Below are 21,650 nucleotides of genomic sequence, written 5' to 3' on the forward strand. Positions count from 1 at the left end.
TCGCCGCCTTGACGTGCCGACTCCAGGACCAGAAAAGCCGTCACGGCTGAGCAGCTCCGTCCATATAAGCGTTCAGCTTGGCTCAAGCTTTCCGTTTTGTCCCGGTAGCAGCGTTGCGATCAGGGCGCGAACGCTACCCGGCAACGCCTCCAGATCGCGCACCAGAATGCTGCGTTCGCGCACTGCCCAAGGCTCGTCCAGCTCCACCGTCGCCAGCTGCATCGTGCGGCTATGCCTGATCGCGGCGGACTCGGGAATGATGCCGATGCCGACGCCGGCCTCGATCATCCGGCACACCGCCTCGAAGCTGGACAACTGAATGCGCAGCGACAGGTTGCCACCGAGCTTTTCCACCTGGTTGCGCAGAAAGGTCAGCAGGGTGCTGCCCTCGTGCAGGCCGATGTGCTGGTAGGCCAGCGTCTGGCGCAGGCTGACGCGCTTTTCGGTCGCCAGCGGATGGCCGACTGGCACTGCCAGCAGTAGGCGATCGGTGCTGAAGTGCAGCACCTGCAGGCCTTGTGCCCGTACCGGGCCGGCGATGATGCCCATGTCCGTGCTGCCATCGAGCACGCCGCGGACGATGTCACGACTGAGGCGTTCCTGCAGATCGACGGTAACGCCGGGGCGCTGGGCCAGGAAGCCCGCCAGCACCTCGGGCAGGAACTCGGTTACCGCCGTGGTGTTGGCGAAGATGCGGATGTGCCCGGCATTGTCCGCGCCGTATTCGGTGAATTCGCTTTTCAGGTAATCGACCTGGCGCATGATCAGCCGCGCGTGCTGCAGCAACCGGTTGCCTGCCGGCGTCAGCTCCACGCCGCGGCTGTCGCGGTACAGCAGGCGGCTGTCGAGTTGGCTTTCCAGGGCTTTGATCCGTGCGCTGGCGGCTGCTGGCGAGAGATGCGCACGACGCGCGCCCTGGGTCAGGCTGGGAGATTCGGCGATGTGAATGAAGAGGCGCAGATCGGCCAGATCGAAGTGCATGAGAGCGCTCGCTGGGAGAAACGGCGTTCAGGATAGCCGAACGCTGGTGTTGGTAAATACAAATTCTCGGAACGCCGGCTTCGGAGCATGCTGCGGCAAAACAACACAGCCGGAAGCTCGCGATGACCGACCTAACAGCCTGGATTGGCCGCACCGAAGAAACCCATGACCAGCTCAGCCGCAATATGCTCAAGCGCATCGCCGCGACGCTCGGCGAACCGACGCCGGCCCATGGCGAGCCGCTGCCGCCGCTCTGGCAGTGGTGCTTCTTTCAGGATGCCGTCGCCGAAAGCGGACTGGGCGAAGACGGCCATCCGGCGCGCGGTGGCTTCCTGCCGCCGGCTGACAATCGCAACCGCATGTGGGCCGGTGGCCGCGTGGAGTTCTTCGAGCCTTTACGGGCTGGCGGTGAGGCGACTCGGGTTTCGACCATCAAGCACATCGAGGAGAAGCACGGCCGCACCGGCGCGCTGCTGTTCGTCACCGTGCAGCACGAGTATCTGCAGGACGGCCGCCTGGCGATTCGCGAAGAACAGGACATCGTCTACCGCGAGCCCAGCCCGCCGAAAACCGTCAGTGGCGAACCGATGGTCGCCGGTGACTGGCGCGAAGCGGTAACACCGACCCCGACGCTGCTGTTCCGCTATTCCGCCGTTACCTTCAACGGCCACCGCATCCACTACGACTGGCCTTACGTCACCGAAACCGAAGGCTATTCGGGACTGGTAGTGCACGGCCCGCTGATCGCCACCCTCAATCTGCGTGCCTTCTGCCGCGCCAATCCCGATATGCGTCCCCGGCGCTTCGCCTATCGCGGCCTGCGCCCGCTGATCGCGCCGCAGCCGTTCGAGGTCGGCGGCCGCGCCGTCGCGCCGGGCAAGGCCGAGCTTTGGGCCGGGGACCACAACGGACTGGCGCAGAAAGCTGAAGTGGAATTCGAGTGAGGCCGGTGGCGGCGGCCCCTCCACCCTAGCCCTCTCCCCCGAGAGGAGAGGGGACAGATTGATGGGGTTGCCACTGCCGCTGAGCCCTTTGACTACGCAGATCGAGCCCTCCCTTGAAGAGAGTTGCCGGAGCTGCGTAGCCCAAGAGCAGCACAGACCAACCCCCCTCTCCCTCAGGGGAGAGGGTAGGGGCGAGGCGAAAACCGACACCCCGTACATGACAAGATTCGAGGAACCAAAAACATGAACCCGTACCTGAACGACGAATACAACGCCATCCGCGAAGGCGTGCGCGCCCTCTGCGCTGAGTTCCCCGCCGAATACTGGCGCAAGATCGACGAAGAAAAGGGCTTCCCCGAAGCCTTCGTCACCGCGCTGACCGAAGCCGGCTGGTTGTCGGCGATGATCCCGGAAGAATATGGCGGGTCGGGTCTGGGCCTGGCCGAGGCCTCTATCATCCTCGAAGAAGTGAACCGCTGCGGCGGCAACTCCGGCACCGTGCACGGCCAGATGTACAACATGTTCACCCTGCTGCGGAACGGCAGCGAGGAACAGAAGCGCTACTACCTACCCAAGCTGGCCAGCGGCGAGTTGCGCCTGCAATCGATGGGCGTGACCGAGCCGACCACCGGCACCGACACCACCAAGATCAAGACCACCGCGGTGAAGCAGGGCGACAAGTACGTCATCAACGGCCAGAAGGTGTGGATCTCGCGCATCCAGCATTCGGACCTAATGATCCTGCTGGCGCGCACCACGCCGCTGGCCGAGGTACAGCGCAAGGCTGACGGCATGTCGATCTTCCTGGTGGACCTGCGTGAAGCCATCGGCAACGGCCTGACCGTGCAGCCGATTGCCAACATGGTCAATCACGAGACCAACGAGCTGTTCTTCGACAACCTGGAAATCCCGGCCAGCAGCCTGATCGGTGAAGAGGGCAAGGGCTTCCGCTACATCCTCGACGGCCTCAATGCCGAGCGCACGCTGATCGCCGCCGAGTGCATCGGTGATGGTCGCTGGTTCACCGAGAAATCCGCCCAGTACGCACGGGACCGCGTGGTGTTCGGTCGCCCAATCGGCCAGAACCAGGGCGTGCAATTCCCCATCGCCGAGTCGCACATCGAGCTGGAAGCGGCCGACCTGATGCGTTGGCGCGCCTGCGAGGAATACGACGCTGGTCGCAACGCCGGCGCCGCGGCCAACATGGCCAAGTACCTGGCGGCCAAGGCGAGCTGGGAAGCGGCCAACGCCTGCCTGCAGACCCACGGCGGTTTCGGCTTCGCCAACGAATACGACGTCGAGCGCAAATTCCGCGAGACACGGCTGTACCAGGTGGCGCCGATCTCCACCAACTTGATTCTGTCGTACGTGGCCGAGCACCTGCTCGATCTGCCGCGCTCTTTTTGAGCGCCCGCTTCAGCCCACCAAAGAGCGAAACGCCAGCCGTGTAGGGTGGGCTTCAGCCCACCAAAGGAGCGAAAGGAGATACGCCATGCACATCAGCCACCTCGACCACCTGGTGCTGACCGTCGCCGACCTCGACGTCACGACGGATTTTTACTGCTGTGTGCTCGGCATGCAGGCCGTGACCTTCGGCGAAGGCCGCAAGGCGCTGGCGTTCGGTAGGCAGAAGATCAACCTGCACCTGGCCGGGCGTGAGTTCGAGCCCAAGGCCAAGCGGCCGATGCCGGGCTCGGCGGATCTCTGCTTCATCGTCGCCACGCCGCTGGAAGAGGTCATCGCGCACCTCGGGCAACAAGGCGTCGCGATCCTCGAAGGACCGGTCCAGCGTACCGGCGCCACCGGGCCGATCCGCTCCGTCTACCTGCGTGACCCGGACCTGAACCTGATCGAACTATCCAATCCATTGGAGCCGAACGCATGAGCCAGCACACCCAAGCGCTGACCGAATTTCTCGCCGGGCTGCACTACGAGCAGATTCCCGATACGGTGCTCGCCCGCACCGAAGACCTTTTCCTCGACTGGCTCGGCTCCGCTTTGGCCAGCGCCGGTTCGCACCCGATCCCGCTATTCGAACGCTATGCCCAGACGATGGGTCCGGCTTCCGGCGCATCGCACATCTTCGTCAATCGCAGCAGCAGCTCCGCCTATTTTGCGGCTCTGGTGAACGGCGCCAGCTCGCACCTGGTGGAGCAGGACGACCTGCACAACAGCTCGGTGTTGCACCCGGCTACGGTGGTTTTCCCAGCTGTACTGGCGGCGGCGCAGGACTTGGGCAAATCCGGCCGCGACCTGCTGGTTGCCTCGGTGGCCGGCTACGAGGCGGGCATTCGCATCGGCGAATTCCTCGGCCGCTCGCACTACCGCATCTTCCACACCACCGCGACAGTCGGAACCCTGGCTGCCGCCGTGGCGGTGGGCAAGCTGATGGGCTTCGATCAGAAGCAGTTCACCAATCTGCTGGGCAGCGCTGGCACTCAGGCCGCGGGCTTGTGGGAATTCCTTCGCGATGCCGCCGACTCAAAGCAGCTTCACACCGCCAAGGCTGCCGCCGATGGTCTGCTTGCGGCCTACCTGACCGCCGAAGGACTGACGGGCGCGCAGAACATTCTCGAAGGCGAGCAGGGCATGGCCGCCGGGATGTCGAAGGACGCCAATCCGAGTGCGCTTTCCGATCGCCTCGGCAGCCGCTGGGCGTTGGCCGAAACCTCGTTCAAGTTCCACGCCTCTTGTCGCCATACCCATCCGGCCGCTGATGCGCTGCTGGACCTGATGCAGCGCGAGAAGCTCACCGCCGAAGACATTGCCAGCGTCACCACCCACGTTCACCAGGGCGCCATCGACGTTCTGGGTCGTGTGGTGGTGCCGCAAACCGTGCACCAGGCGAAGTTCTCAATGGGCACTGTGCTGGGCCTGATCGCCCTGTACGGCAAGGCCGGGCTGACCGAATTCCATACCCACGCGCTTACCGACCCGCGTGTCGGCCAGTTCCGCGAGAAGGTCTCGATGACGCTCGATTCCGAGGTGGATGGCGCTTATCCGGCGTGCTGGCTGGGCCGTGTCGAGGTGACCACCACCGACGGTCGCACGCTGCACGGCGCCATCGACGAGCCCAAGGGCGATCCGGGCAACACCCTGAGCCGCGCCGAGCTGGAGGACAAGTTCCAGCGCCTGGTGCAGTTCTCCGGTGCGCGCAGTGCGGATGAGGCGGGTGCTTTGATTGAGCAGGTGTGGCATCTGCGCGAGATCGACGATTTGAGAGTTTTTCGCTGATCGCAAAAAGCTGGTGGGCTGAAGCCCACCCTACGGGGGACAGCAGTAGGTGCGCCGGGCGACGCTCCCCTTCAGCAGTAGGGTGGGCTTCAGCCCACCAGAACGGGGCACCGGAAAAATGACATTGGCGGGCCGGGTTGCGCTCCGCCTCAGCCCACCAGAGGCACTCGAGCAGGAATAGATATGAACGACACAACCGCCAAACCCCGCCCACTCGACGGCATCACTGTAGTCAGCCTCGAGCACGCCATCGCGGCGCCGTTCTGCACGCGCCAGCTGGCTGATCTCGGCGCCCGGGTGATCAAGGTCGAGCGCCCCGGCTCCGGCGATTTCGCCCGGGGTTATGACGAACGTGTCGACGGCCTTGCCTCGCACTTCGTCTGGACCAACCGCTCAAAGGAAAGCCTGACGCTGGACGTCAAGCAGGAGGCCGCTGGGCAAGTACTTGATCAGTTGCTGGCTGGCGCCGACGTGCTGGTACAGAACCTTGCGCCGGGTGCCGCGGCTCGCATGGGCCTGTCTTTCGAGCAACTGCATGAGCGCTTTCCGCGCCTGATCGTCTGCGATATTTCCGGCTACGGCGAAGGCGGGCCCTACGAACAGAAGAAGGCCTACGACCTGCTGATCCAATCCGAGGGCGGCTTCCTCTCCGTCACCGGTGGGCCGGGCGAGACCGAGATGGCCAAGGCCGGTTGCTCCATCGCCGACATCGCCGCCGGCATGTACGCCTATACCGGCGTGCTCTCGGCGCTGATGCTGCGCGACAAGACCGGCGTCGGCAGCCGCATCGACGTCTCCATGCTGGAAAGCCTCGTGGAGTGGATGGGCTACCCGCTGTACTACGCCTACCAGGGCGCCACGCCGCCGCCGCGCGCCGGAGCCGCCCACGCCACCATTTACCCCTACGGACCGTTCCCCACAGGCGACGGCGGCACCGTAATGCTCGGCCTGCAGAACGAGCGCGAGTGGCTGCTGTTCTGCGAGAAGGTACTGCTGCAGCCAGAGATGGCGCAAGACGAGCGTTTCTCGGCGAATTTCAAGCGCTCGGAAAACCGTGCCGAGCTGCGCGCCATTATCGTCGAGGCGTTCTCCAGGCTGACCGCCGAAGAAGTGATCGCTCGGCTAGACAACGCACCGATCGCCAACGCCCACGTCAACGACATGGCCGGCGTCTGGGCGCATCCGCAGCTACAGGCTCGCCAGCGGTGGAGCGAGGTGGACAGCCCGTCCGGCAAGTTACCTGCGTTACTGCCCCCAGGGCGCAATACCGCTTTTGAGCCGCGCATGGACCCGATCCCCGCGCTGGGCCAGCACACCGACACGTTGCTCGCCGAGCTGGGCTATGCGGCCGGTGATATTCAGCGCCTGCATGAACAGGGCGCGGTGTGACCGCCCTACGAAACCAATTCGAGAAGGAAGCAGCATGACATCTGCCATCATCCGCACCGCTCTGTTCGTCCCGGCGACCCGCCCCGAGCGTATTCCCAAGGCGCTGGCGACCGGTGCCGACGCGGTGATCGTCGACCTCGAGGATGCGGTCGCCGAGAACCAGAAGAGCGAGGCGCGCCTCAATCTCGACGAGTTTCTTCGGACCAATCCGCAGGCTCGCGTGCTGGTGCGCATCAATGCGCCGACCCATGCCGAACAGGCCGCGGATCTAGCGCTCTGCGCGCGGCACGCCGGTGTGATCGGCGTCCTGCTGCCGAAGGTGGAAAGCGCGGTGCAAGTGGCGCTGGCAGTCGGCTGCGGCAAACCGGTGTGGCCGATCATCGAGAGCGCCCGCGGGCTCGCTCATCTGGCGGACATCGCCCATGCCCAGGGCGTCGAGCGCCTGTCCTTCGGCGCGCTTGACCTCGGGCTGGATCTGGGTCTGGCGAGCGGCACCGCGGGCGCCGAGCGCATCCTCGACCAGGCGCGCTATGCACTTCTGCTGCAGTCCCGGCTGGCTGATCTGGCGCCGCCGCTGGACAGCGTATTCCCCGATATCAAAAACGTGGGCGGCCTCGCCCGTATGACTGCCGACGCCCGCGATATGGGCTTCGGCGGCTTGCTGTGCATTCACCCCAGCCAGGTGGCTGTGGTGCATGAAACGCTGATGCCCAGCGCAGGAGAACTCGACTGGGCACAACGCATCCTCGCCGCCGGTGCGTCCGGCGATGGGGTTTTCGTAGTGGACGGACAGATGGTCGATGCGCCCGTCATCGGTCGCGCCCGTCGTCTGCTGCAACGTGCCGGGCAAGGAGTGTCCTGACGGCAATCCACCCGGCACTCGTACCAAATCTGACAAAAACAACAGAGGTACCACCATGCTGAAAACCACCGTAAAAGCACTTGCTTGCGCGCTTTCCCTCACCGCCGGCCTGGCCTTCGCCGATCCGATCACTATCAAGTTCGCTCATGTAGTTGCGGACAACACACCGAAAGGGCAGGGCGCGCTACTGTTCAAGAAGCTCGCCGAGGAACGCCTGCCAGGCAAGGTCAAGGTCGAGGTCTATCCGAACTCGTCTTTGTTCGGCGACGGTAAGGAAATGGAGGCGCTGCTGTTGGGCGACGTGCACATGCTGGCGCCGTCGCTGGCCAAATTCGAGCATTACGCCAAGCCCATCCAGATTTTTGACCTGCCGTTCCTGTTCGACGATATCGCGGCGGTCGACCGCTTTCAGGCGAGTCCGCATGGCCAGGGACTGTTGAGCAGCATGGAAGACAAAGGCATTACCGGGCTGGCTTACTGGCACAACGGCATGAAGCAGTTGTCGTCCAACAAGGCGATGCACGAGCCCAAGGATGCGCGCGGCCTGAAGTTCCGTGTACAGGCTTCCAACGTGCTCGACGAGCAGTTCAAGGCGCTGCGTGCCAACCCGCGCAAGATGAGCTTCGCCGAGGTTTATCAGGGGCTGCAGACCGGCGTGGTCAACGGGACCGAGAACACTTGGTCCAACTACTTCAGCCAGAAGGTGCATGAAGTGCAGCCGTACTTCACCCACTCCGAGCACGGTGTGATCGACTACATGGTGATCACCAATACCAAGTTCTGGAAAGGGCTGCCGGAGGACGTTCGTAGCGAGCTGAAAGCGATCATGGATGAGGTCACCGTCGAGGTGAACCGTCAGGCCGACGACCTGAACCGCGAGGCGCGTGATGCGATCGCCAATGCAGGCACCAGCGAAATCATCGAACTGACGCCCGAACAGCGTGCCAAGTGGCGCGAGGCGATGCAGCCGGTGTGGAAGAAGTTCGAGCAGGATATCGGCAAGGACCTGATCGAAGCTGCGAAGTCATCCAACAAGTCCTGATAGTCGCAATGCCACAACGAGAAAGGCCCGCTGATAAATGCGGGCCTTTCTCGTTGTGGCGGGTGAGTCCCGCCTGGGCAATGAATCAGACTAAGTCCGTTCCCTTGCGCTTGGCTTCGCGCATGTCGTGCACAAGGGCAACGCAGAGCAGGCCGAGGACAAGGGCGGCCAGGGCTGGCCAGATAAGGACATAAGCGGTCAGAGCGATACTGGACATGGGATGTTCTCCTTCTCTTTGGTATTGGTTTCGGGTTGTACGGTCTGGAAGGCGACGACCTTTTCGCCGATCCGGTCGAAATCGAAGCGTTCCTGGTTACGCAGGCTGATAGCCACGCAAACCACCATGCTGACGCCGTAGGCGGTCAACGAGCTGAGCAGAACCGTGTAATTACGCAGGAAGCCGACGGCGAATGGCGCCAGCACCAGCGTCGTCAGTACGCCAAGCAGAATGCCGGCGCGGCGACCAAAGAAGCCGAAGGTCATGAGGCCGATCACCACGCCGCCGCCGACGGAGGCGCAGAGTTCGAAGAACACCGCCAATACGCCGTCCAGCGGCACCAGTTCGAAGCGGCAGACAATGAACATGGCGAAGGCCGCGACCACCGCGCTGGTGAAGGCCTTGTTGGTAACACGATCCCAGAACAGGCTGGCGATCACCGGAAAGACGATGGAGCCCCAGAGCGCACCGACGAAGATCAGCATGGTGAGGATGTCGAGTTTGAGGCTGGCGAAGGCGACGCCGACCATGGTCGCGACGATCATGGTCAGGCGGCCGACCCAGAGCATCACGGTCGGGTTGGGTTTGTTCTTGGCCAGCGTCTTGCCGTAAATGTCTGTCATGACGATGGACGACAGAGCGGAGAGGTCAGAGTCGGCTGTGGACGAGAGCGAGCCGATCACCATGATGAACAGCAGCCCGATCATGAACGGCGGCAGGTAGTTGGAGGCCATCTGCGGGATCAGGTTGTTCAGATCACCGTCAATGGGCTCGATGCCGGCCAGCAGCGCTAGCAGGCCGAGCATGCCGAGGCCGATGACAATGGCGCCGTAGCCGACGGTCGCGGTGAGGAAGGTTGGCTTGATCAGATCCTCGCGTACGGCGAATAGGCGCTGGGCGATGGTCTGATTGCCGATGGCGTAGGCCAGCACCGCGACGAAGAAGGGCGCGCCTTGCTCAAGGATCGCCGTGGGTGAATAGAAGCTCGCTTGCTCCGGCGCCAGGCGTGGCATTCCCGCCTCGAACAGCTCCGGCCCGCCTAGCTGGAAGAAGATCATCGGAATGATGATGACCGCCGCGAGGATCATGGCGACCAGCTGGCCGAAGTCGGTCAGCACCGAAGAACGGAAGCCCGACCACAGCGTGTAGGACAGCACACCGAGACCGGCGAACAGGACGCCATGCACGAAGCTCAGCGGCGAGAGCACTTCGACCAGCGCGCCAGCGGCGGTGAAGTTGACCGTCAGGCTGATGCAGCTACCGAGGATGTTGGAGCCTGCAAGGATCATCTGGCTGGAGCGACCGTGGCGCGCCTGCATGATCTCGCCAAGGGTGTGGGCCTTGGGCGCGAGTTGCCGGAAGCGCTTGCCGAAGGGGTAGATGAACAGAATCATCAGCGCGCCCCAGAATCCGTAATGCAGCGCACCGGAGAGGCCGTACTTATAACCCGCGCTTGCTGCGGCGTAGAACGAGGCGGCCCAGATCCAGGTGGCGGTCATGCTAGCGGCAGACATGCCGAAACCCACCGAGTTGTTGGAAACCATGTAGCTGTCTACGTTCTCTTTCTTCTGGCCGATGCGGGTCGACAGAAAAAACGTCAATCCATAGAAGCCCAGCAACAGAAGCAAAACGGTGGGTAGGGCGAGTTGGTACACAACGTCTCCTTTTTATGAGCCTCAAGCATCGCTGGCACGACGCAGGGCCGTATTCACGGCATGGCGTTATGGCACCCGAATCACTGCGCGAGGCAGGCATGATCGAACCGGTGTTCGAGGGGTGCGGACTGGAAGCTGACAGGAGGGAGACCGACAAGCGCGATCCGAAAGCGTCACAAGCGGCACGCACATGGGCGGCGATCGCTGTGATCCTGCAGCGGCGGTGCCGGGTGCGTTCCCGGCAGAATGAGGTTGCGTCTTTGCTGAACGGCGACGCAACGGCGCGCAGTCTACCATCAACGGGCGGTTAGCGGGGCTTCGCTTCCATTCTTGCGATAAATGCAATAGGTGACGGCGAAAATAATTCGGTTTGCCGAACGCCTGAGCCGCCCGCTCAGAGAGCCGGAAAGAGATCGGTTTCGAGCGGAGTGAGGCGGCAAAAGCGACTCGCTTGCTGTAATCCGAACGAGTCATGACATGACGTGACGCGCCGCGCCGATCTTGCAATGGCAAGCCTTGCCAACAGCTGTGTCGCAATCGTTCCGCTCAGCCGAGGCGCCAAGTCCGCTGCCGAGCAGAGACGGAATTAGCAGTGCTTAAGCCGTTCAGATAAGCGCTGAAGCCCTGCAGGAGCGCACCATGCGCGTGGATCGCGGGCGCGGCCCGCTCCTACAAAGCCCTGCATTAGCACTAAGTGACAGGTAGTTAGTCAGTGCCGTGGGCTTTCTTCCGGCATGCTCAGCAGCTGCCTTTCCATGTTCCAGTCGAAAGGTTCGTCGTTCTGTTCGGCTTCGTAGCGGCGCTCTTCCAGCTGCTGGAAAATCTCGATCTCTTCGTCCGGCATGAAGTGCAGGCAATCACCGCCGAAGTACCACAGCAGATCCCGAGGGACCAGATGCGCGATCTGCGGATAACGGTGGAAGACCTGGCAGATCATGTCCTGGCCCATATGCCGTTCTTCCGGCACATCTTTGAGATTCATGATCAGCTCGTCGAAGCGCTCAAGAAACAGCGCGTGGCTTTCTTCCGATACCTGTCCGGTTTCACCCATGGCAAGCAGGATGCCGCGCAGATGGGCCAGAAGAGCCAGGTTGTGGGCGTGATAAGGGTTGGCCATGGTTCACCTGTGTCGGGTTGGGCGCGCGATTATAGGGCGGCGCGTAATTAAATAGGACGTGTCTAGTTGACTCGCGACCACGGCATGGGTTCGATTCGAAACTGCTAGAGGCGTGTCTAGGCAGGTAGCTGACTGTGCCGTGCCCACGCTGCGTACGTTCAACCTCGATGAGAAAGACCCGCCTCGGCGCGAAGCGTTTGGCGTTGCCGAGGTGGGCCGAACAGCTAGCGAATCCGGCCTGGCTGTAGCTCAAGCGCCTCTTTGGCGAAGTCGTCCACGTCGATGACTTTACGTCGGGCGGCTTCGGCGCTGCGCAGTTGCGCAGCTTCGCCCTCATCGAACACGCCCGCTGTCACAGCCGCAGTGATGGGGTCTTGCGCCGCGGTCGGTTTGAACTCTCCATTCTTGAGCGCTTTGTGCAGCTTCTTCTGCAACGGTTGCGTGGCGGCCAGCGTGTCGAACGCAGCGCGCAGCGCGCCGAAGGCTTCCTCGCTGCCGAGCGGGCGATAAACGCCTTCAAGAATCTGCTCCAGCGCCGCGTCGCCTTCCGGCCGTCCGAGGATGGCGGCAACTTCCGCATCGAGTTCATCTGACGGCCCCCGGTGACGAGTACCGAAGGGGAACACCAGCACCTGCAGCACGCCGCCAAGCAGCCGGTTGGGGAAGTTGGCCAATGTGCCGGCCAATGCTTCCTCGGCTTTGCATAGACAATCATCCAAAGCCCATCGCAGCAGCGGCGCCTGTTCCACCGGATGGCCCAGATCGTGATAACGCTTGAGCGCGGCTGATGCCAGATACAGATGGCTGAGCACATCGCCGAGCCGGGCCGACAGGCGTTCGCGGCGCTTCAATTCGCCACCCAGCAGCATCATCGACACATCGGCCAGCATGGCGAATGCCGCTGCGATACGGTTCAGTGCGCGAAAATAGGGGCGGGTGAGGTCGTTGCCTGGCGCTTTACCGAACAGGCCGAAAGTCAGCCCGAGCACCAGAGTACTGGCGGTATTGCTGACGGCGAAGCCGATGTGCTGCATCAGCAGTTTGTCGAACTTCTTCACCGCGGCATCGCGGTCCGGCTCATGGACCAGTTCCATCTCGCGCAATACGAACGGATGGCAGCGGATCGCGCCTTGGCCGAAGATCATCAGGTTGCGCGACAGGATGTTCGCGCCTTCAACGGTGATGGAGATCGGCGCGGATAACCACAAGCGGCCCAGGTAGTTGTTCGGGCCCATGATGATGCCTTTGCCGCCGTGAATATCCATGGCGTCGGTGACGCATTCGCGGCCGCGTTCGGTCAGGTGATATTTGAGGATGGCCGAGAGCACCGACGGTTTTTCGCCCAGATCCACCGCATTGGCCGTCAGGATTCGTGCGCTGTCCATCAGCCAGGCGTTACCGCCGATGCGGGCCAGCGGTTCCTGAATGCCTTCGAATGCGGCCAGCGGCACGTTGAATTGCTCGCGGATCTGCGCATAGCGGCCGCTGACATAGCTACAGGCCTTGGCGGCGCTGACACCGGTGGCTGGCAGCGAGATGGAACGGCCAACGGACAGGCAATTCATCAGCATCATCCAGCCTTTGCCGATCATGTCGCGCCCGCCAATGATGGCTTCCAGCGGAACGAATACGTCCCTGCCCCAGTTCGGCCCGTTCATGAACGCGGCGCCCAGCGGTAGGTGGCGACGGCCGATCTCGACGCCGGCGGTGTCGGTGGGAATCAGGGCCAGGCTGATGCCGAGTTCTCCTTCATCGCCCAGCAGGTGTTCGGGGTCATAGGTTTTGAAGGCAACACCCAGCAGCGTCGCGACCGGACCGAGGGTGATGTAGCGCTTCTCCCAGTTCAGGCGCAGCCCGATGACTTCTTCGCCTTGCCACTGACCTTTGCAGATCACGCCGCTGTCGTTCATCGCACCCGCGTCGGAGCCGGCGTAGGGGCCGGTCAGGGCGAAGCAGGGGATGTCCGTGCCGTTGGCCAGACGCGGCAGGTAATGGTTGCGCTGTTCATCGGTGCCGTAGTGCATCAGCAGTTCGGCCGGTCCGAGCGAGTTGGGCACCATTACGGTGCTTGCGAGGTCGCCGCTGCGAGTGGCCAGCTTCATCACGATCTGCGAGTGCGCATAGGCCGAGAAGCCTTTGCCGCCGTATTCCTTGGGAATGATCAGGGCGAAGAAACCTTCGGCCTTGATGTAGTCCCATGCTTCTTGCGGCAGATCCAGACGCTGGCCGACATCCCAGTCGTCGACCATGGCGCAGAGCGCTTCGGTGGGACCATCGATGAATGCCTGTTCTTGGTCGGTGAGTGTGGCTTTGGGATAGCCGAGCAGGGTGTCCCAGTTCGGCCGGCCGCTGAACAACTCGCCATCCCACCAGACGCTGCCGGCGTCGATGGCATCGCGTTCGGTGTCGGAGATGGGTGGCAGGACTTTCTTGAACCAGTCGAACATCGGCCCGCTGAAATGCTTGATGCGCAGATCGGTAACCAGGAGCGGCACCGCGACGGCAATGAGCAGGAGCCAGAGGATGACCATCAGCCAGGCCGGCGTTTCGTCGGCGACTCCCATGAACACCAAGTACGCGGCCACGATGGCCAGCGCGGGCACGGGCGAAACCCGTAGATGGGCGATCACGGCGATGCCGAGCAGTAACACGAGCAGCCAGAGCAGGGTCATGAGTTTTCCTTTGTTGAGCGAAGGGCGTCCTACTTGAGCATAGGCGTTGGAAGCGAATCGAGATCAGCGACGGTTGATGCGTTTGGTTTCAAGTAATGACCGGACCGGGGATGGTGAGTTCGAGCATGACTTGGTAGCGCAGTCACGACGTGTTTCGCACCAAGCTGGCTGACTTCTAGGGAATAGCGGTTTGCGTCTTCACGTGCCCATGCTCCAGCGTCGGAGCCCGCGTCCCAGCGGCGTAGGGCATTGCGGCTGCGTTCCTCATCGGAGATACAGCGTCGGCCGGTTGGGGCAAAGCCACGCGATGGCGTTGCAATTGCCTCACCGCGCCCTTATCTAGTTTGAATCTCTTGCTTTGCGTGCATGTTCATATGAGTACCGCTCTGTCCATTCGGCAGTTGACCAAGGTTTACGGAAACGGATTCGAGGCCCTTAAGGGCATCGATCTGGACGTGGCCGAAGGCGACTTCTTCGCGTTGCTGGGGCCCAACGGGGCTGGCAAATCCACCACCATCGGCATCCTCTCCACGCTGGTGAACAAGACAGGCGGCACGGTCAATGTGTTCGGCCATGATCTGGATCGCGACCCCGCCAGGCTCAAGCGTTGTCTGGGTGTGGTGCCGCAGGAGTTCAACTTCAACCAGTTCGAGAAGGCCTTCGATATTCTCGTCACGCAAGCCGGGTACTACGGCATCCCGGCCAAGGTCGCCAAGGAGCGCGCCGAGCAGTACTTGAACCAGTTGGGTTTGTGGGACAAGCGTGACGTGTCCTCGCGGATGCTCTCCGGCGGCATGAAACGACGGCTGATGATCGCTCGCGCGCTGATCCATCGCCCGCGCCTGTTGATTCTCGACGAGCCCACGGCTGGCGTGGACATCGAGCTGCGTCGTTCGATGTGGTCGTTTCTCACCGAACTGAATCGTGAAGGCATCACCATCATCCTCACCACTCACTATCTGGAAGAGGCTGAGCAGCTGTGCCGTAACATCGGCATCATCGACCATGGGCAGATCGTCAAGAACACCAGCATGCGCGAGCTGCTCAAGCAGCTGCATGTTGAAACCTTCCTGCTCGATCTGAAGGAATCGCAGCTGGTGCCGCCAGAGCTGGGCAACTACCCGGCGAGGCTGGTCGATCACCACACGCTCGAGGTGCAGGTGGAAAAGAGCCAGGGCATTACCGACCTGTTTCGTCTGCTGGCAGCGCAGGGCATCGAAGTGCTGAGCCTGCGCAACAAGACCAATCGACTGGAGGAGCTGTTCGTTTCGATGGTGGAGAACAATCTGCCCAAGGTGGCCAAATGAACGCGGAATTTCGGCCCAATCTGGTTGCGCTGCAAACCATCGTCCATCGTGAAATCCGCCGTTACACGCGCATCTGGCCGCAAACCCTGCTGCCGCCGGCGATCACCATGGTGCTGTACTTCGTCATCTTCGGAAACCTGATCGGCGCGCGAATCGGTGAGATGGGCGGCTTCAGCTACATGGAGTACATCGTGCCGGGGCTGATCATGATGTCGGTGATCACCAACTCCTACAGCAACGTGGTCTCGAGCTTTTTCAGCAGTAAATTCCAGCGCTCCATCGAAGAACTACTGGTCTCGCCGGTTTCGCCGCACGTGATTCTCATCGGTTTCGCGCTGGGCGGCATCACGCGGGGCCTGGCCGTTGCGCTGATTGTCACCGTGCTGTCGATGTTCTTTACCAATCTGCAGGTTCATCACCTAGGCGTCACGCTGCTGGTCATCACCCTGACCTCGACGATCTTCGCGCTGGGCGGCTTCATCAATGCGGTGTTTGCGCGAAATTTCGACGATATCTCGATCATTCCGACTTTCGTGCTGACGCCGCTGACCTACCTGGGGGGCGTGTTCTATTCGATCACCTTGCTGTCGCCGTTCTGGCAGACGTTGTCGCTGGCCAACCCTATCCTGCACATGGTCAATGCGTTCCGTTACGGCATCCTTGGGGTTTCCGATATCCAAATCGGGATTGCCATCAGCTTCATGGCGGTGGCGGCCGTGCTGATGTATCTGTGGTGCATCCGATTGCTCAAAAGCGGCCGTGGAATGCGCCAGTGACCCGTTGAGTGCCAGCCATGCGGTAGGACGGCGGACGTTTTTGGCGATGATAAACACGGCGGGAACCGATACACTTGCGGTCATTTTTCGTACAGGTTCCCGCCATGCAACACCCCGCCGAACTCTCACCGCTGGGTAAAACCAGCGCCTATGTCGCGACCTACAGTCCCGAGCAACTGTTTCCGATCCCGCGCGCGCCGAAGTGGGCCGAGCTGGGGCTGACGGTCGACACTCTTCCTTATCGAGGCGTGGACATCTGGAACTGCTACGAGCTGTCCTGGCTGCTGCCGTCCGGCAAGCCGGTGGTGGCCATCGGCGAGTTCAGCATCCCGGCGGATTCGCCGAACATCATCGAATCCAAGTCGTTCAAGCTCTATCTGAATTCGCTGAACCAGTCGGTGTTCGAAAGCCGCGAAGAGCTGGTTGAGGTCATGGTCAAAGATTTGTCGGCCGCAGCGGGCAAGCCGGTCGGTGTTCGCCTACGAACGCTGGACGAAGTTACCGGGGAAGGCATTGCACCACTGGCGGGACGCTGCATCGATGAGCTGGACGTGGCCATCGAGCACTACGATTCCCCGCGCGCGGATCTGCTGAATTGTGACCCGAGTCGTCAGGTCGAAGAATGCGTCTATAGCCATTTGCTCAAATCCAACTGCCCCGTTACCGGCCAGCCGGATTGGGGCACGGTGGTGGTCGAGTACCGTGGTGCTGCGCTGGATCACGGCAGTCTACTGACTTATCTGGTGAGCTTCCGTCAGCACGCCGACTTCCACGAACAGTGCGTGGAGCGCATCTTCCTCGATTTGCAGCGGTTGCTGAAGCCGGAGTGGCTGACGGTATACGCGCGTTACGTGCGTCGCGGCGGGCTGGACATCAATCCGTATCGCAGTACCGAGGCCGTCACCGTAAACAACGGGCGTCTCGTCAGACAGTGAGTGCAGCCGGCGGGCCGGAGGCGTTTTCGTCCAGCCTCCAGCCGCTTTATCGGCTTTCGCTCTTCATATGCCCATGTTCGCCAGCGTCTGCATGATGTTGCGCAGCGTCATGGCGGTATTGGGATGGCTGACCTCGAAACGTTCTACCGCGAGGTTGACGCCATCGACCAGCGAATCGTGCTGATCGACTACGCCCTGGTTCGCCAGGCGAAGCTCGATGTCCTGTGCAATGGCCTGTAGCGATGCGCGCTCCTCTTCGGTCAGCGGCGTGTCCTGGGCCAGCTGACTACGCAACTCTGCTAGCTGCGACTGCAGATCATGTTCCGGCATATTGCTTCCCTCTTATTTCAGACTACGAATTCGCCAGCTCGTGAAGATGGAGTAAGCCAGCGGCCCGGGCTTGTCCTCCTTGGAGGGCGAGTCGTGCAGCGAAGTTCGCTCGCAGCCGCATGTCTGTTCGCTGCCGCAATCTCCAGAATGGATTTATACTGTTGCGCTTTGTTGGGCACGCCACCATTCGGGATAAGGGGAAGGCCGCGATGCAAATGATCGGCAAGGATTGGATCGGATATGTCAGGGTCACGCTCGTCGCAGCGCTGACGATATTTAGCGCGTCGTCGTTGCAGGCCGCCGAGGAGGATCCCTGGGAAGGCGTGAACAGGGTGGTGTTCAACTTCAACGACAAGCTCGATACCTACACGCTCAAACCGCTCGCGCAGGGTTACCAGAAAGTCACGCCTAATTTCCTCGAAGACGGCATAGGTAACGTGTTCAGCAATCTGGGCGATGTCGTGGTGCTGACTAACGATCTGCTGCAGGGCAAGGTTCACGATGCCGGCATCGATACGAGCCGCATCCTGTTCAACACCACCTTTGGCGTGCTGGGCTTCTTCGATGTGGCGACCCGCATGGGCTTGCAGAAGAACGACGAAGATTTCGGCCAGACTCTGGGTGCCTGGGGACTTGGCAGTGGACCTTATGTCGTATTGCCGCTGCTCGGGCCGAGCACCGTGCGCGACGCGGCAGGGCGTGTGCCTGATGCCTTCCTGCAGCCTTATCCCCACATGGACCATGTACCGACCCGGAACGTGACGCGAGCGGTGAATGTGGTCGACCTGCGCGCCGGTTTGCTCTCGGCCGAGAAGATGATCACCGGTGATAAGTACATCTTCGTTCGCAATGCCTATCTGCAGAACCGCGAGTTCCGCACACAGGACGGGCAGGTCGAAGACGACTTCTGATGGCTGTCGGCGACGCCACGGGGATGACGTGGCGTTCGCAGCCCCCCGGCGCTGTTCAGCGCCGAGTGCCTTTTAGCTCATCGACAGGATGGCCAAGCCAAGGCTCTGCCGTCCATCTTCATGCGTGCCAACTCGTACCACTTCGGTGTCCGCCTCCAGTCCCTCCAGCTGATCGTGCTCCGAGGGGATATTCACCCGTACCTTGTCGCCCATTTGCAGGCTCGTCGCGGCCAGCACCTGCATACCTGTGCTCGAAAGGTCCATGCAGATCGCGTCGTAGCGCTGGCCGTTATGGATAAGGGTGATCGCCGTCTCTATTTGCATGCGGATGAAGTCGCGTTTTTCGCTGTAGTCCCGATCACTCTGGCTCATTTTTCGTCCTCTGAGTTTTGGTTGCGTCAGTTCTTATAACGCCCGTTAATTAAGCCTGTAAAGCACAGGCGGGGCGGCGGCGCCTGGCTTGAAACGCGGATCGTATGGGAGTACCGTCTGCGCCTTGAAAAGATCCCTTGCCCCAGCGTTCGTGCGGGGGCCGATGCTTTCGCCAATCATCCTGGCGATACCGCCTGGTAGGAACATGCACAACCCAAGCGCGACGCTGCTGATCATAGATGACGACGATGTGGTACGAGCCAGTTTGGCCGCCTATCTGGATGACAGTGGTTTCAAAGTCCTGCAGGCGCCTAACGGGCCGCAAGGCATGGAACTGTTCGAGGCCGAACAGCCTGATCTGGTGATTTGCGATCTGCGCATGCCGCAGATGGACGGTCTGGAGCTGATCCGTCAGATCAGCGAACGCCAGGCCGACCTGCCAGTCATCGTAGTGTCTGGCGCCGGCGTGATGAGCGATGCCGTTGAAGCCCTGCGTCTGGGTGCGGCCGATTACCTGATCAAGCCGCTTGAAGACTTGGCGATGCTCGAGCACTCGGTGCGTCGAGCACTTGACCGATCACGGTTGCGCATGGAGAACCGGCGCTACCGTGAGCAGTTGGAAACCGCCAACCGCGACCTGCAAGCCAGTCTGCATTTATTGCAGGAAGATCAGGATGCCGGGCGTCAGGTGCAGATGAACATGCTGCCTGTCACGCCCTACAGCATCGATGACTTCCATTTCGCCCATCAGATCATCCCTTCCCTCTATCTGTCCGGGGATTTCGTCGATTACTTCCGCGTGGACGAGCATCGCATCGGCTTCTATCTGGCCGACGTGTCCGGCCATGGCGCCTCTTCGGCATTCGTCACGGCGCTGCTGAAATTCATGACGACGCGACTGCTGTACGAGTCTCGACGGGGAAGGGGAGCGCCGCGCGCGTTCAAACCGTCCGAAGTGCTCGATCACATCAACCGTGGGCTGATCAATTGCAAGCTCGGCAAGCATGTCACCATGCTGGGCGGCGTGATCGATCAGGAGCGCAACGTGCTGCACTACAGCATCGGCGGGCACCTGCCGATGCCGGTGCTCTATACAGGCGGCGTTGCGAGCTATCTGGAGGGACGGGGCTTGCCGGTTGGCCTGTTCGTCGAAGCGACCTACGATAATTATGAAATCGAGTTGCCCGAAGCATTCAGCCTCACGCTGCTTTCCGATGGCATTCTGGACCTTTTGCCTGGTGACACGCTCAAAGAAAAGGAAGCAGGCTTGCCTGGACTGATTTCCGAAGCCGGGGGTAGGCTGGATGGTCTCCAGCGAGTGCTCGGCCTTGCCGATCTCGAGGATATGCCCGATGACATCGCGTTGCTGGTATTGAGCAGGAACCTTGCATGAGCACTGGTAAGATCCAGTTCGCCGAGCAGGACGGCACGTTCGTTCTCAAATTCGTCGGCGAAATCCGACTGACGCTTTGCTCGGCATTGGACGCTACGATCGAAAAAATCTTCTCGTCGCTGAATTTCTCGGCGATCGTCATCGACCTCACCGAAAGCCGCAGCATCGACAGCACGACATTGGGGTTGCTGGCCAAGCTGTCGATTCTGTCCAGCCAGAAGATCGGCATGTTGCCTACGCTGGTTACGACGCACGCTGATATCACGCGTCTGTTGCAGTCGATGGGCTTCGATCAGGTATTCAATATCGTCGATCAGCCGCTGCCATCGCCAGAGCAGCTTGCCGACCTGCCTAGCCAGGATCAGTCGGAAGACGTGGTGAAGAACAAAGTGCTTGAGGCCCACCGTATTTTGATGAGCCTCAATGACTCCAATCGCGAGGCCTTTCGTGACCTCGTGACGGCACTCGAGCGCTCCTGATCTAGCGCTTAGCTTCCAGCAGAGCCTCGAGTTTCTCCTGATCACGAGCGAACTGGCGGATGCCTTCGGCCAGCTTTTCGGTCGCCATCGGGTCTTCATTCAAACCCCAGCGGAAACTGCTCTCATCCAGTGTGACGCGCGGCTCAGATGCGCGGCCTGGCGACAACTTACGTTCTAGCGAACCTTCTTCCTGTGCCAACTGGCTGAGCAGCTCGGGACTTATCGTCAGACGGTCACAGCCCGCCAGGGCTTCGATCTGCCCCGTATTGCGGAAGCTCGCGCCCATTACCACCGTGTCGTAGCCGTGGGCCTTGTAGTAGTCGTAGATTCGGCTGACCGACAGCACGCCTGGGTCTTCGCTGCCTGTGTAATCACGACCTTCATGTTTCTTGTACCAATCGTAGATCCGGCCCACGAACGGCGAAATGAGGAACACACCGGCCTCGGCGCAGGCGACCGCCTGGGTGAAGGAGAACAGCAGCGTAAGATTGGTCTGGATGCCGGATTTTTCCAATTGCTCGGCGGCGCGGATGCCTTCCCAGGTGGAAGCCAGTTTGATCAGCACGCGGTCCCGCGCGATACCTGCTTGTTCGTACAGGCCGATCAGGCGTTCGCCGCGCTGCACCATCGCCTGGGTATCGAACGAAAGCCGTGCATCGACCTCAGTGGAAATCCGCCCGGGGATCAGCTTGAGCACTTCCTGGCCGACCGCGACGGCGAATAGATCGCAGCCCAGCCCGATGTCTCCGCCACAACGGGACATGGCGGCCTGCAGATGTTCCGCGTAACGGGGCAGGGCGGCGGCCTTGAGCAACAGCGAAGGATTGGTGGTGGCATCGACCGGCTGCAAGCGGGCGATGGCATCGAGATCGCCGGTGTCGGCGACGACGGTGGTGAACTGCTTGAGTTGTTCCAGCTTGGATGTCATGGGGGCGCTCTATCCTCTGAGTTGACATGACTGAACCCGAGGCCACCGAGCCACTTGACGAGTGGATGGTCCGGGCGGACAGCACTTGGATTGAAAATGGTCCCGC

General features: G+C 61.5%; 21 protein-coding genes. 13 read left to right on the top strand and 8 right to left on the bottom strand.

Annotated features, from left to right (window positions below; translation table 11 throughout):
• Window positions 1-72 precede the first annotated feature (72 nt).
• Window positions 73-981, bottom strand: a complete 909-nt coding sequence (locus E0D86_RS12800; RefSeq protein WP_131650406.1) for a LysR substrate-binding domain-containing protein — start codon at window positions 979-981, stop codon at window positions 73-75.
• A gap of 122 nt (window positions 982-1,103) precedes the next feature.
• Here E0D86_RS12800 and E0D86_RS12805 point away from each other — a divergent pair, with 122 nt between their 5' ends.
• From E0D86_RS12805 to E0D86_RS12835, 7 genes are all read left to right on the top strand, one after another.
• On the top strand, window positions 1,104-1,925 hold the full coding sequence (locus E0D86_RS12805; RefSeq protein ID WP_131650407.1) for a MaoC family dehydratase N-terminal domain-containing protein: 822 nt from the start codon (window positions 1,104-1,106) through the stop codon (window positions 1,923-1,925).
• Window positions 1,926-2,168: 243 nt separating this feature from the next.
• Entirely contained in the window at window positions 2,169-3,332 is a 1,164-nt protein-coding gene (locus E0D86_RS12810) for an acyl-CoA dehydrogenase family protein (protein WP_131650408.1), read from the top strand.
• 85 nt (window positions 3,333-3,417) lie between these two features.
• Window positions 3,418-3,810 (top strand): VOC family protein, encoded by a 393-nt coding sequence (locus tag E0D86_RS12815; RefSeq protein WP_131650409.1) that lies wholly within the window; start codon window positions 3,418-3,420, stop codon window positions 3,808-3,810.
• Window positions 3,807-5,159: an MmgE/PrpD family protein gene (locus tag E0D86_RS12820; RefSeq protein ID WP_131650410.1), complete on the top strand. Its 1,353-nt coding sequence runs from the start codon at window positions 3,807-3,809 to the stop codon at window positions 5,157-5,159. Before E0D86_RS12815 ends, E0D86_RS12820 begins: the two co-directional genes overlap by 4 nt.
• A gap of 183 nt (window positions 5,160-5,342) precedes the next feature.
• On the top strand, window positions 5,343-6,548 hold the full coding sequence (locus E0D86_RS12825; protein WP_131650411.1) for a CaiB/BaiF CoA-transferase family protein: 1,206 nt from the start codon (window positions 5,343-5,345) through the stop codon (window positions 6,546-6,548).
• Between the two features lie 34 nt (window positions 6,549-6,582).
• Window positions 6,583-7,410 carry a CoA ester lyase gene (locus E0D86_RS12830; RefSeq protein ID WP_131650412.1) on the top strand — a complete coding sequence of 276 codons (828 nt, stop codon included), beginning with the start codon at window positions 6,583-6,585 and terminating at the stop codon, window positions 7,408-7,410.
• Between the two features lie 55 nt (window positions 7,411-7,465).
• The gene (locus E0D86_RS12835) at window positions 7,466-8,452 is read left to right on the top strand and encodes a TRAP transporter substrate-binding protein (RefSeq protein WP_131650413.1); all 987 of its coding nucleotides are present in this window, start codon (window positions 7,466-7,468) and stop codon (window positions 8,450-8,452) included.
• 85 nt (window positions 8,453-8,537) lie between these two features.
• On the opposite strand, the gene E0D86_RS21485 is transcribed toward E0D86_RS12835, so the two are convergent.
• From E0D86_RS21485 to E0D86_RS12850, 4 genes are all read right to left on the bottom strand, one after another.
• On the bottom strand, window positions 8,538-8,669 hold the full coding sequence (locus E0D86_RS21485; protein ID WP_218568022.1) for a putative transporter small subunit: 132 nt from the start codon (window positions 8,667-8,669) through the stop codon (window positions 8,538-8,540).
• Window positions 8,651-10,324 (bottom strand): sodium:solute symporter family protein, encoded by a 1,674-nt coding sequence (locus E0D86_RS12840; RefSeq protein WP_131650414.1) that lies wholly within the window; start codon window positions 10,322-10,324, stop codon window positions 8,651-8,653. Before E0D86_RS12840 ends, E0D86_RS21485 begins: the two co-directional genes overlap by 19 nt.
• Window positions 10,325-11,033: 709 nt before the next feature.
• Window positions 11,034-11,441, bottom strand: coding sequence for a PA2817 family protein (locus E0D86_RS12845; RefSeq protein WP_131650415.1), 408 nt, complete (start codon window positions 11,439-11,441; stop codon window positions 11,034-11,036).
• A 224-nt stretch (window positions 11,442-11,665) separates the two neighbouring features.
• A complete protein-coding gene (locus tag E0D86_RS12850; RefSeq protein ID WP_131650416.1) occupies window positions 11,666-14,113 on the bottom strand; it encodes an acyl-CoA dehydrogenase in 2,448 nt (815 codons plus the stop codon).
• A 374-nt stretch (window positions 14,114-14,487) separates the two neighbouring features.
• Here E0D86_RS12850 and E0D86_RS12855 point away from each other — a divergent pair, with 374 nt between their 5' ends.
• The 3 genes from E0D86_RS12855 to queF all read left to right on the top strand — a co-directional run bounded on the left by E0D86_RS12855 (window position 14,488) and on the right by queF (window position 17,131).
• Window positions 14,488-15,420, top strand: a complete 933-nt coding sequence (locus tag E0D86_RS12855; protein ID WP_131650417.1) for an ABC transporter ATP-binding protein — start codon at window positions 14,488-14,490, stop codon at window positions 15,418-15,420.
• Window positions 15,417-16,196 (top strand): ABC transporter permease, encoded by a 780-nt coding sequence (locus tag E0D86_RS12860; RefSeq protein WP_131650418.1) that lies wholly within the window; start codon window positions 15,417-15,419, stop codon window positions 16,194-16,196. Before E0D86_RS12855 ends, E0D86_RS12860 begins: the two co-directional genes overlap by 4 nt.
• Before the next feature lie 104 nt (window positions 16,197-16,300).
• Entirely contained in the window at window positions 16,301-17,131 is an 831-nt protein-coding gene (gene queF / locus E0D86_RS12865) for an NADPH-dependent 7-cyano-7-deazaguanine reductase QueF (RefSeq protein ID WP_131650419.1), read from the top strand.
• 63 nt (window positions 17,132-17,194) lie between these two features.
• Here the strand turns inward: queF and E0D86_RS12870 are convergent, their stop codons facing one another.
• Entirely contained in the window at window positions 17,195-17,461 is a 267-nt protein-coding gene (locus E0D86_RS12870) for a DUF4404 family protein (protein WP_131650420.1), read from the bottom strand.
• Between the two features lie 209 nt (window positions 17,462-17,670).
• Here E0D86_RS12870 and E0D86_RS12875 point away from each other — a divergent pair, with 209 nt between their 5' ends.
• Window positions 17,671-18,372: a VacJ family lipoprotein gene (locus E0D86_RS12875; RefSeq protein ID WP_131650421.1), complete on the top strand. Its 702-nt coding sequence runs from the start codon at window positions 17,671-17,673 to the stop codon at window positions 18,370-18,372.
• A 72-nt stretch (window positions 18,373-18,444) separates the two neighbouring features.
• On the opposite strand, the gene E0D86_RS12880 is transcribed toward E0D86_RS12875, so the two are convergent.
• The gene (locus E0D86_RS12880; protein WP_131650422.1) at window positions 18,445-18,744 is read right to left on the bottom strand and encodes a PilZ domain-containing protein; all 300 of its coding nucleotides are present in this window, start codon (window positions 18,742-18,744) and stop codon (window positions 18,445-18,447) included.
• 205 nt (window positions 18,745-18,949) lie between these two features.
• On the opposite strand from E0D86_RS12880, the gene rssB reads away from it, so the two are divergent.
• Window positions 18,950-20,137, top strand: coding sequence for a two-component system response regulator RssB (rssB, locus tag E0D86_RS12885; protein ID WP_131650423.1), 1,188 nt, complete (start codon window positions 18,950-18,952; stop codon window positions 20,135-20,137).
• Window positions 20,134-20,616 (top strand): anti-sigma factor antagonist RssC, encoded by a 483-nt coding sequence (rssC, locus tag E0D86_RS12890; RefSeq protein ID WP_131650424.1) that lies wholly within the window; start codon window positions 20,134-20,136, stop codon window positions 20,614-20,616. Before rssB ends, rssC begins: the two co-directional genes overlap by 4 nt.
• 1 nt (window position 20,617) lies before the next feature.
• Here the strand turns inward: rssC and tal are convergent, their stop codons facing one another.
• On the bottom strand, window positions 20,618-21,544 hold the full coding sequence (gene tal / locus E0D86_RS12895; RefSeq protein ID WP_131650425.1) for a transaldolase: 927 nt from the start codon (window positions 21,542-21,544) through the stop codon (window positions 20,618-20,620).
• Window positions 21,545-21,650: the final 106 nt, after the last annotated feature.

Source organism: Pseudomonas sp. IC_126 (genome assembly GCF_004331835.1).
Classification (GTDB): Bacteria; Pseudomonadota; Gammaproteobacteria; order Pseudomonadales; family Pseudomonadaceae; genus Stutzerimonas.

Coding starts and splice junctions, on each gene's coding strand:
- E0D86_RS12800 (WP_131650406.1), bottom strand. CDS start 981: ATGCACTTCGATCTGGCCGATCTGCGCCTCTTCATTCACATCGCCGAA.
- E0D86_RS12805 (WP_131650407.1), top strand. CDS start 1,104: ATGACCGACCTAACAGCCTGGATTGGCCGCACCGAAGAAACCCATGAC.
- E0D86_RS12810 (WP_131650408.1), top strand. CDS start 2,169: ATGAACCCGTACCTGAACGACGAATACAACGCCATCCGCGAAGGCGTG.
- E0D86_RS12815 (WP_131650409.1), top strand. CDS start 3,418: ATGCACATCAGCCACCTCGACCACCTGGTGCTGACCGTCGCCGACCTC.
- E0D86_RS12820 (WP_131650410.1), top strand. CDS start 3,807: ATGAGCCAGCACACCCAAGCGCTGACCGAATTTCTCGCCGGGCTGCAC.
- E0D86_RS12825 (WP_131650411.1), top strand. CDS start 5,343: ATGAACGACACAACCGCCAAACCCCGCCCACTCGACGGCATCACTGTA.
- E0D86_RS12830 (WP_131650412.1), top strand. CDS start 6,583: ATGACATCTGCCATCATCCGCACCGCTCTGTTCGTCCCGGCGACCCGC.
- E0D86_RS12835 (WP_131650413.1), top strand. CDS start 7,466: ATGCTGAAAACCACCGTAAAAGCACTTGCTTGCGCGCTTTCCCTCACC.
- E0D86_RS21485 (WP_218568022.1), bottom strand. CDS start 8,669: ATGTCCAGTATCGCTCTGACCGCTTATGTCCTTATCTGGCCAGCCCTG.
- E0D86_RS12845 (WP_131650415.1), bottom strand. CDS start 11,441: ATGGCCAACCCTTATCACGCCCACAACCTGGCTCTTCTGGCCCATCTG.
- E0D86_RS12850 (WP_131650416.1), bottom strand. CDS start 14,113: ATGACCCTGCTCTGGCTGCTCGTGTTACTGCTCGGCATCGCCGTGATC.
- E0D86_RS12855 (WP_131650417.1), top strand. CDS start 14,488: ATGAGTACCGCTCTGTCCATTCGGCAGTTGACCAAGGTTTACGGAAAC.
- E0D86_RS12860 (WP_131650418.1), top strand. CDS start 15,417: ATGAACGCGGAATTTCGGCCCAATCTGGTTGCGCTGCAAACCATCGTC.
- queF (WP_131650419.1), top strand. CDS start 16,301: ATGCAACACCCCGCCGAACTCTCACCGCTGGGTAAAACCAGCGCCTAT.
- E0D86_RS12870 (WP_131650420.1), bottom strand. CDS start 17,461: ATGCCGGAACATGATCTGCAGTCGCAGCTAGCAGAGTTGCGTAGTCAG.
- E0D86_RS12875 (WP_131650421.1), top strand. CDS start 17,671: ATGCAAATGATCGGCAAGGATTGGATCGGATATGTCAGGGTCACGCTC.
- E0D86_RS12880 (WP_131650422.1), bottom strand. CDS start 18,744: ATGAGCCAGAGTGATCGGGACTACAGCGAAAAACGCGACTTCATCCGC.
- rssB (WP_131650423.1), top strand. CDS start 18,950: ATGCACAACCCAAGCGCGACGCTGCTGATCATAGATGACGACGATGTG.
- rssC (WP_131650424.1), top strand. CDS start 20,134: ATGAGCACTGGTAAGATCCAGTTCGCCGAGCAGGACGGCACGTTCGTT.
- tal (WP_131650425.1), bottom strand. CDS start 21,544: ATGACATCCAAGCTGGAACAACTCAAGCAGTTCACCACCGTCGTCGCC.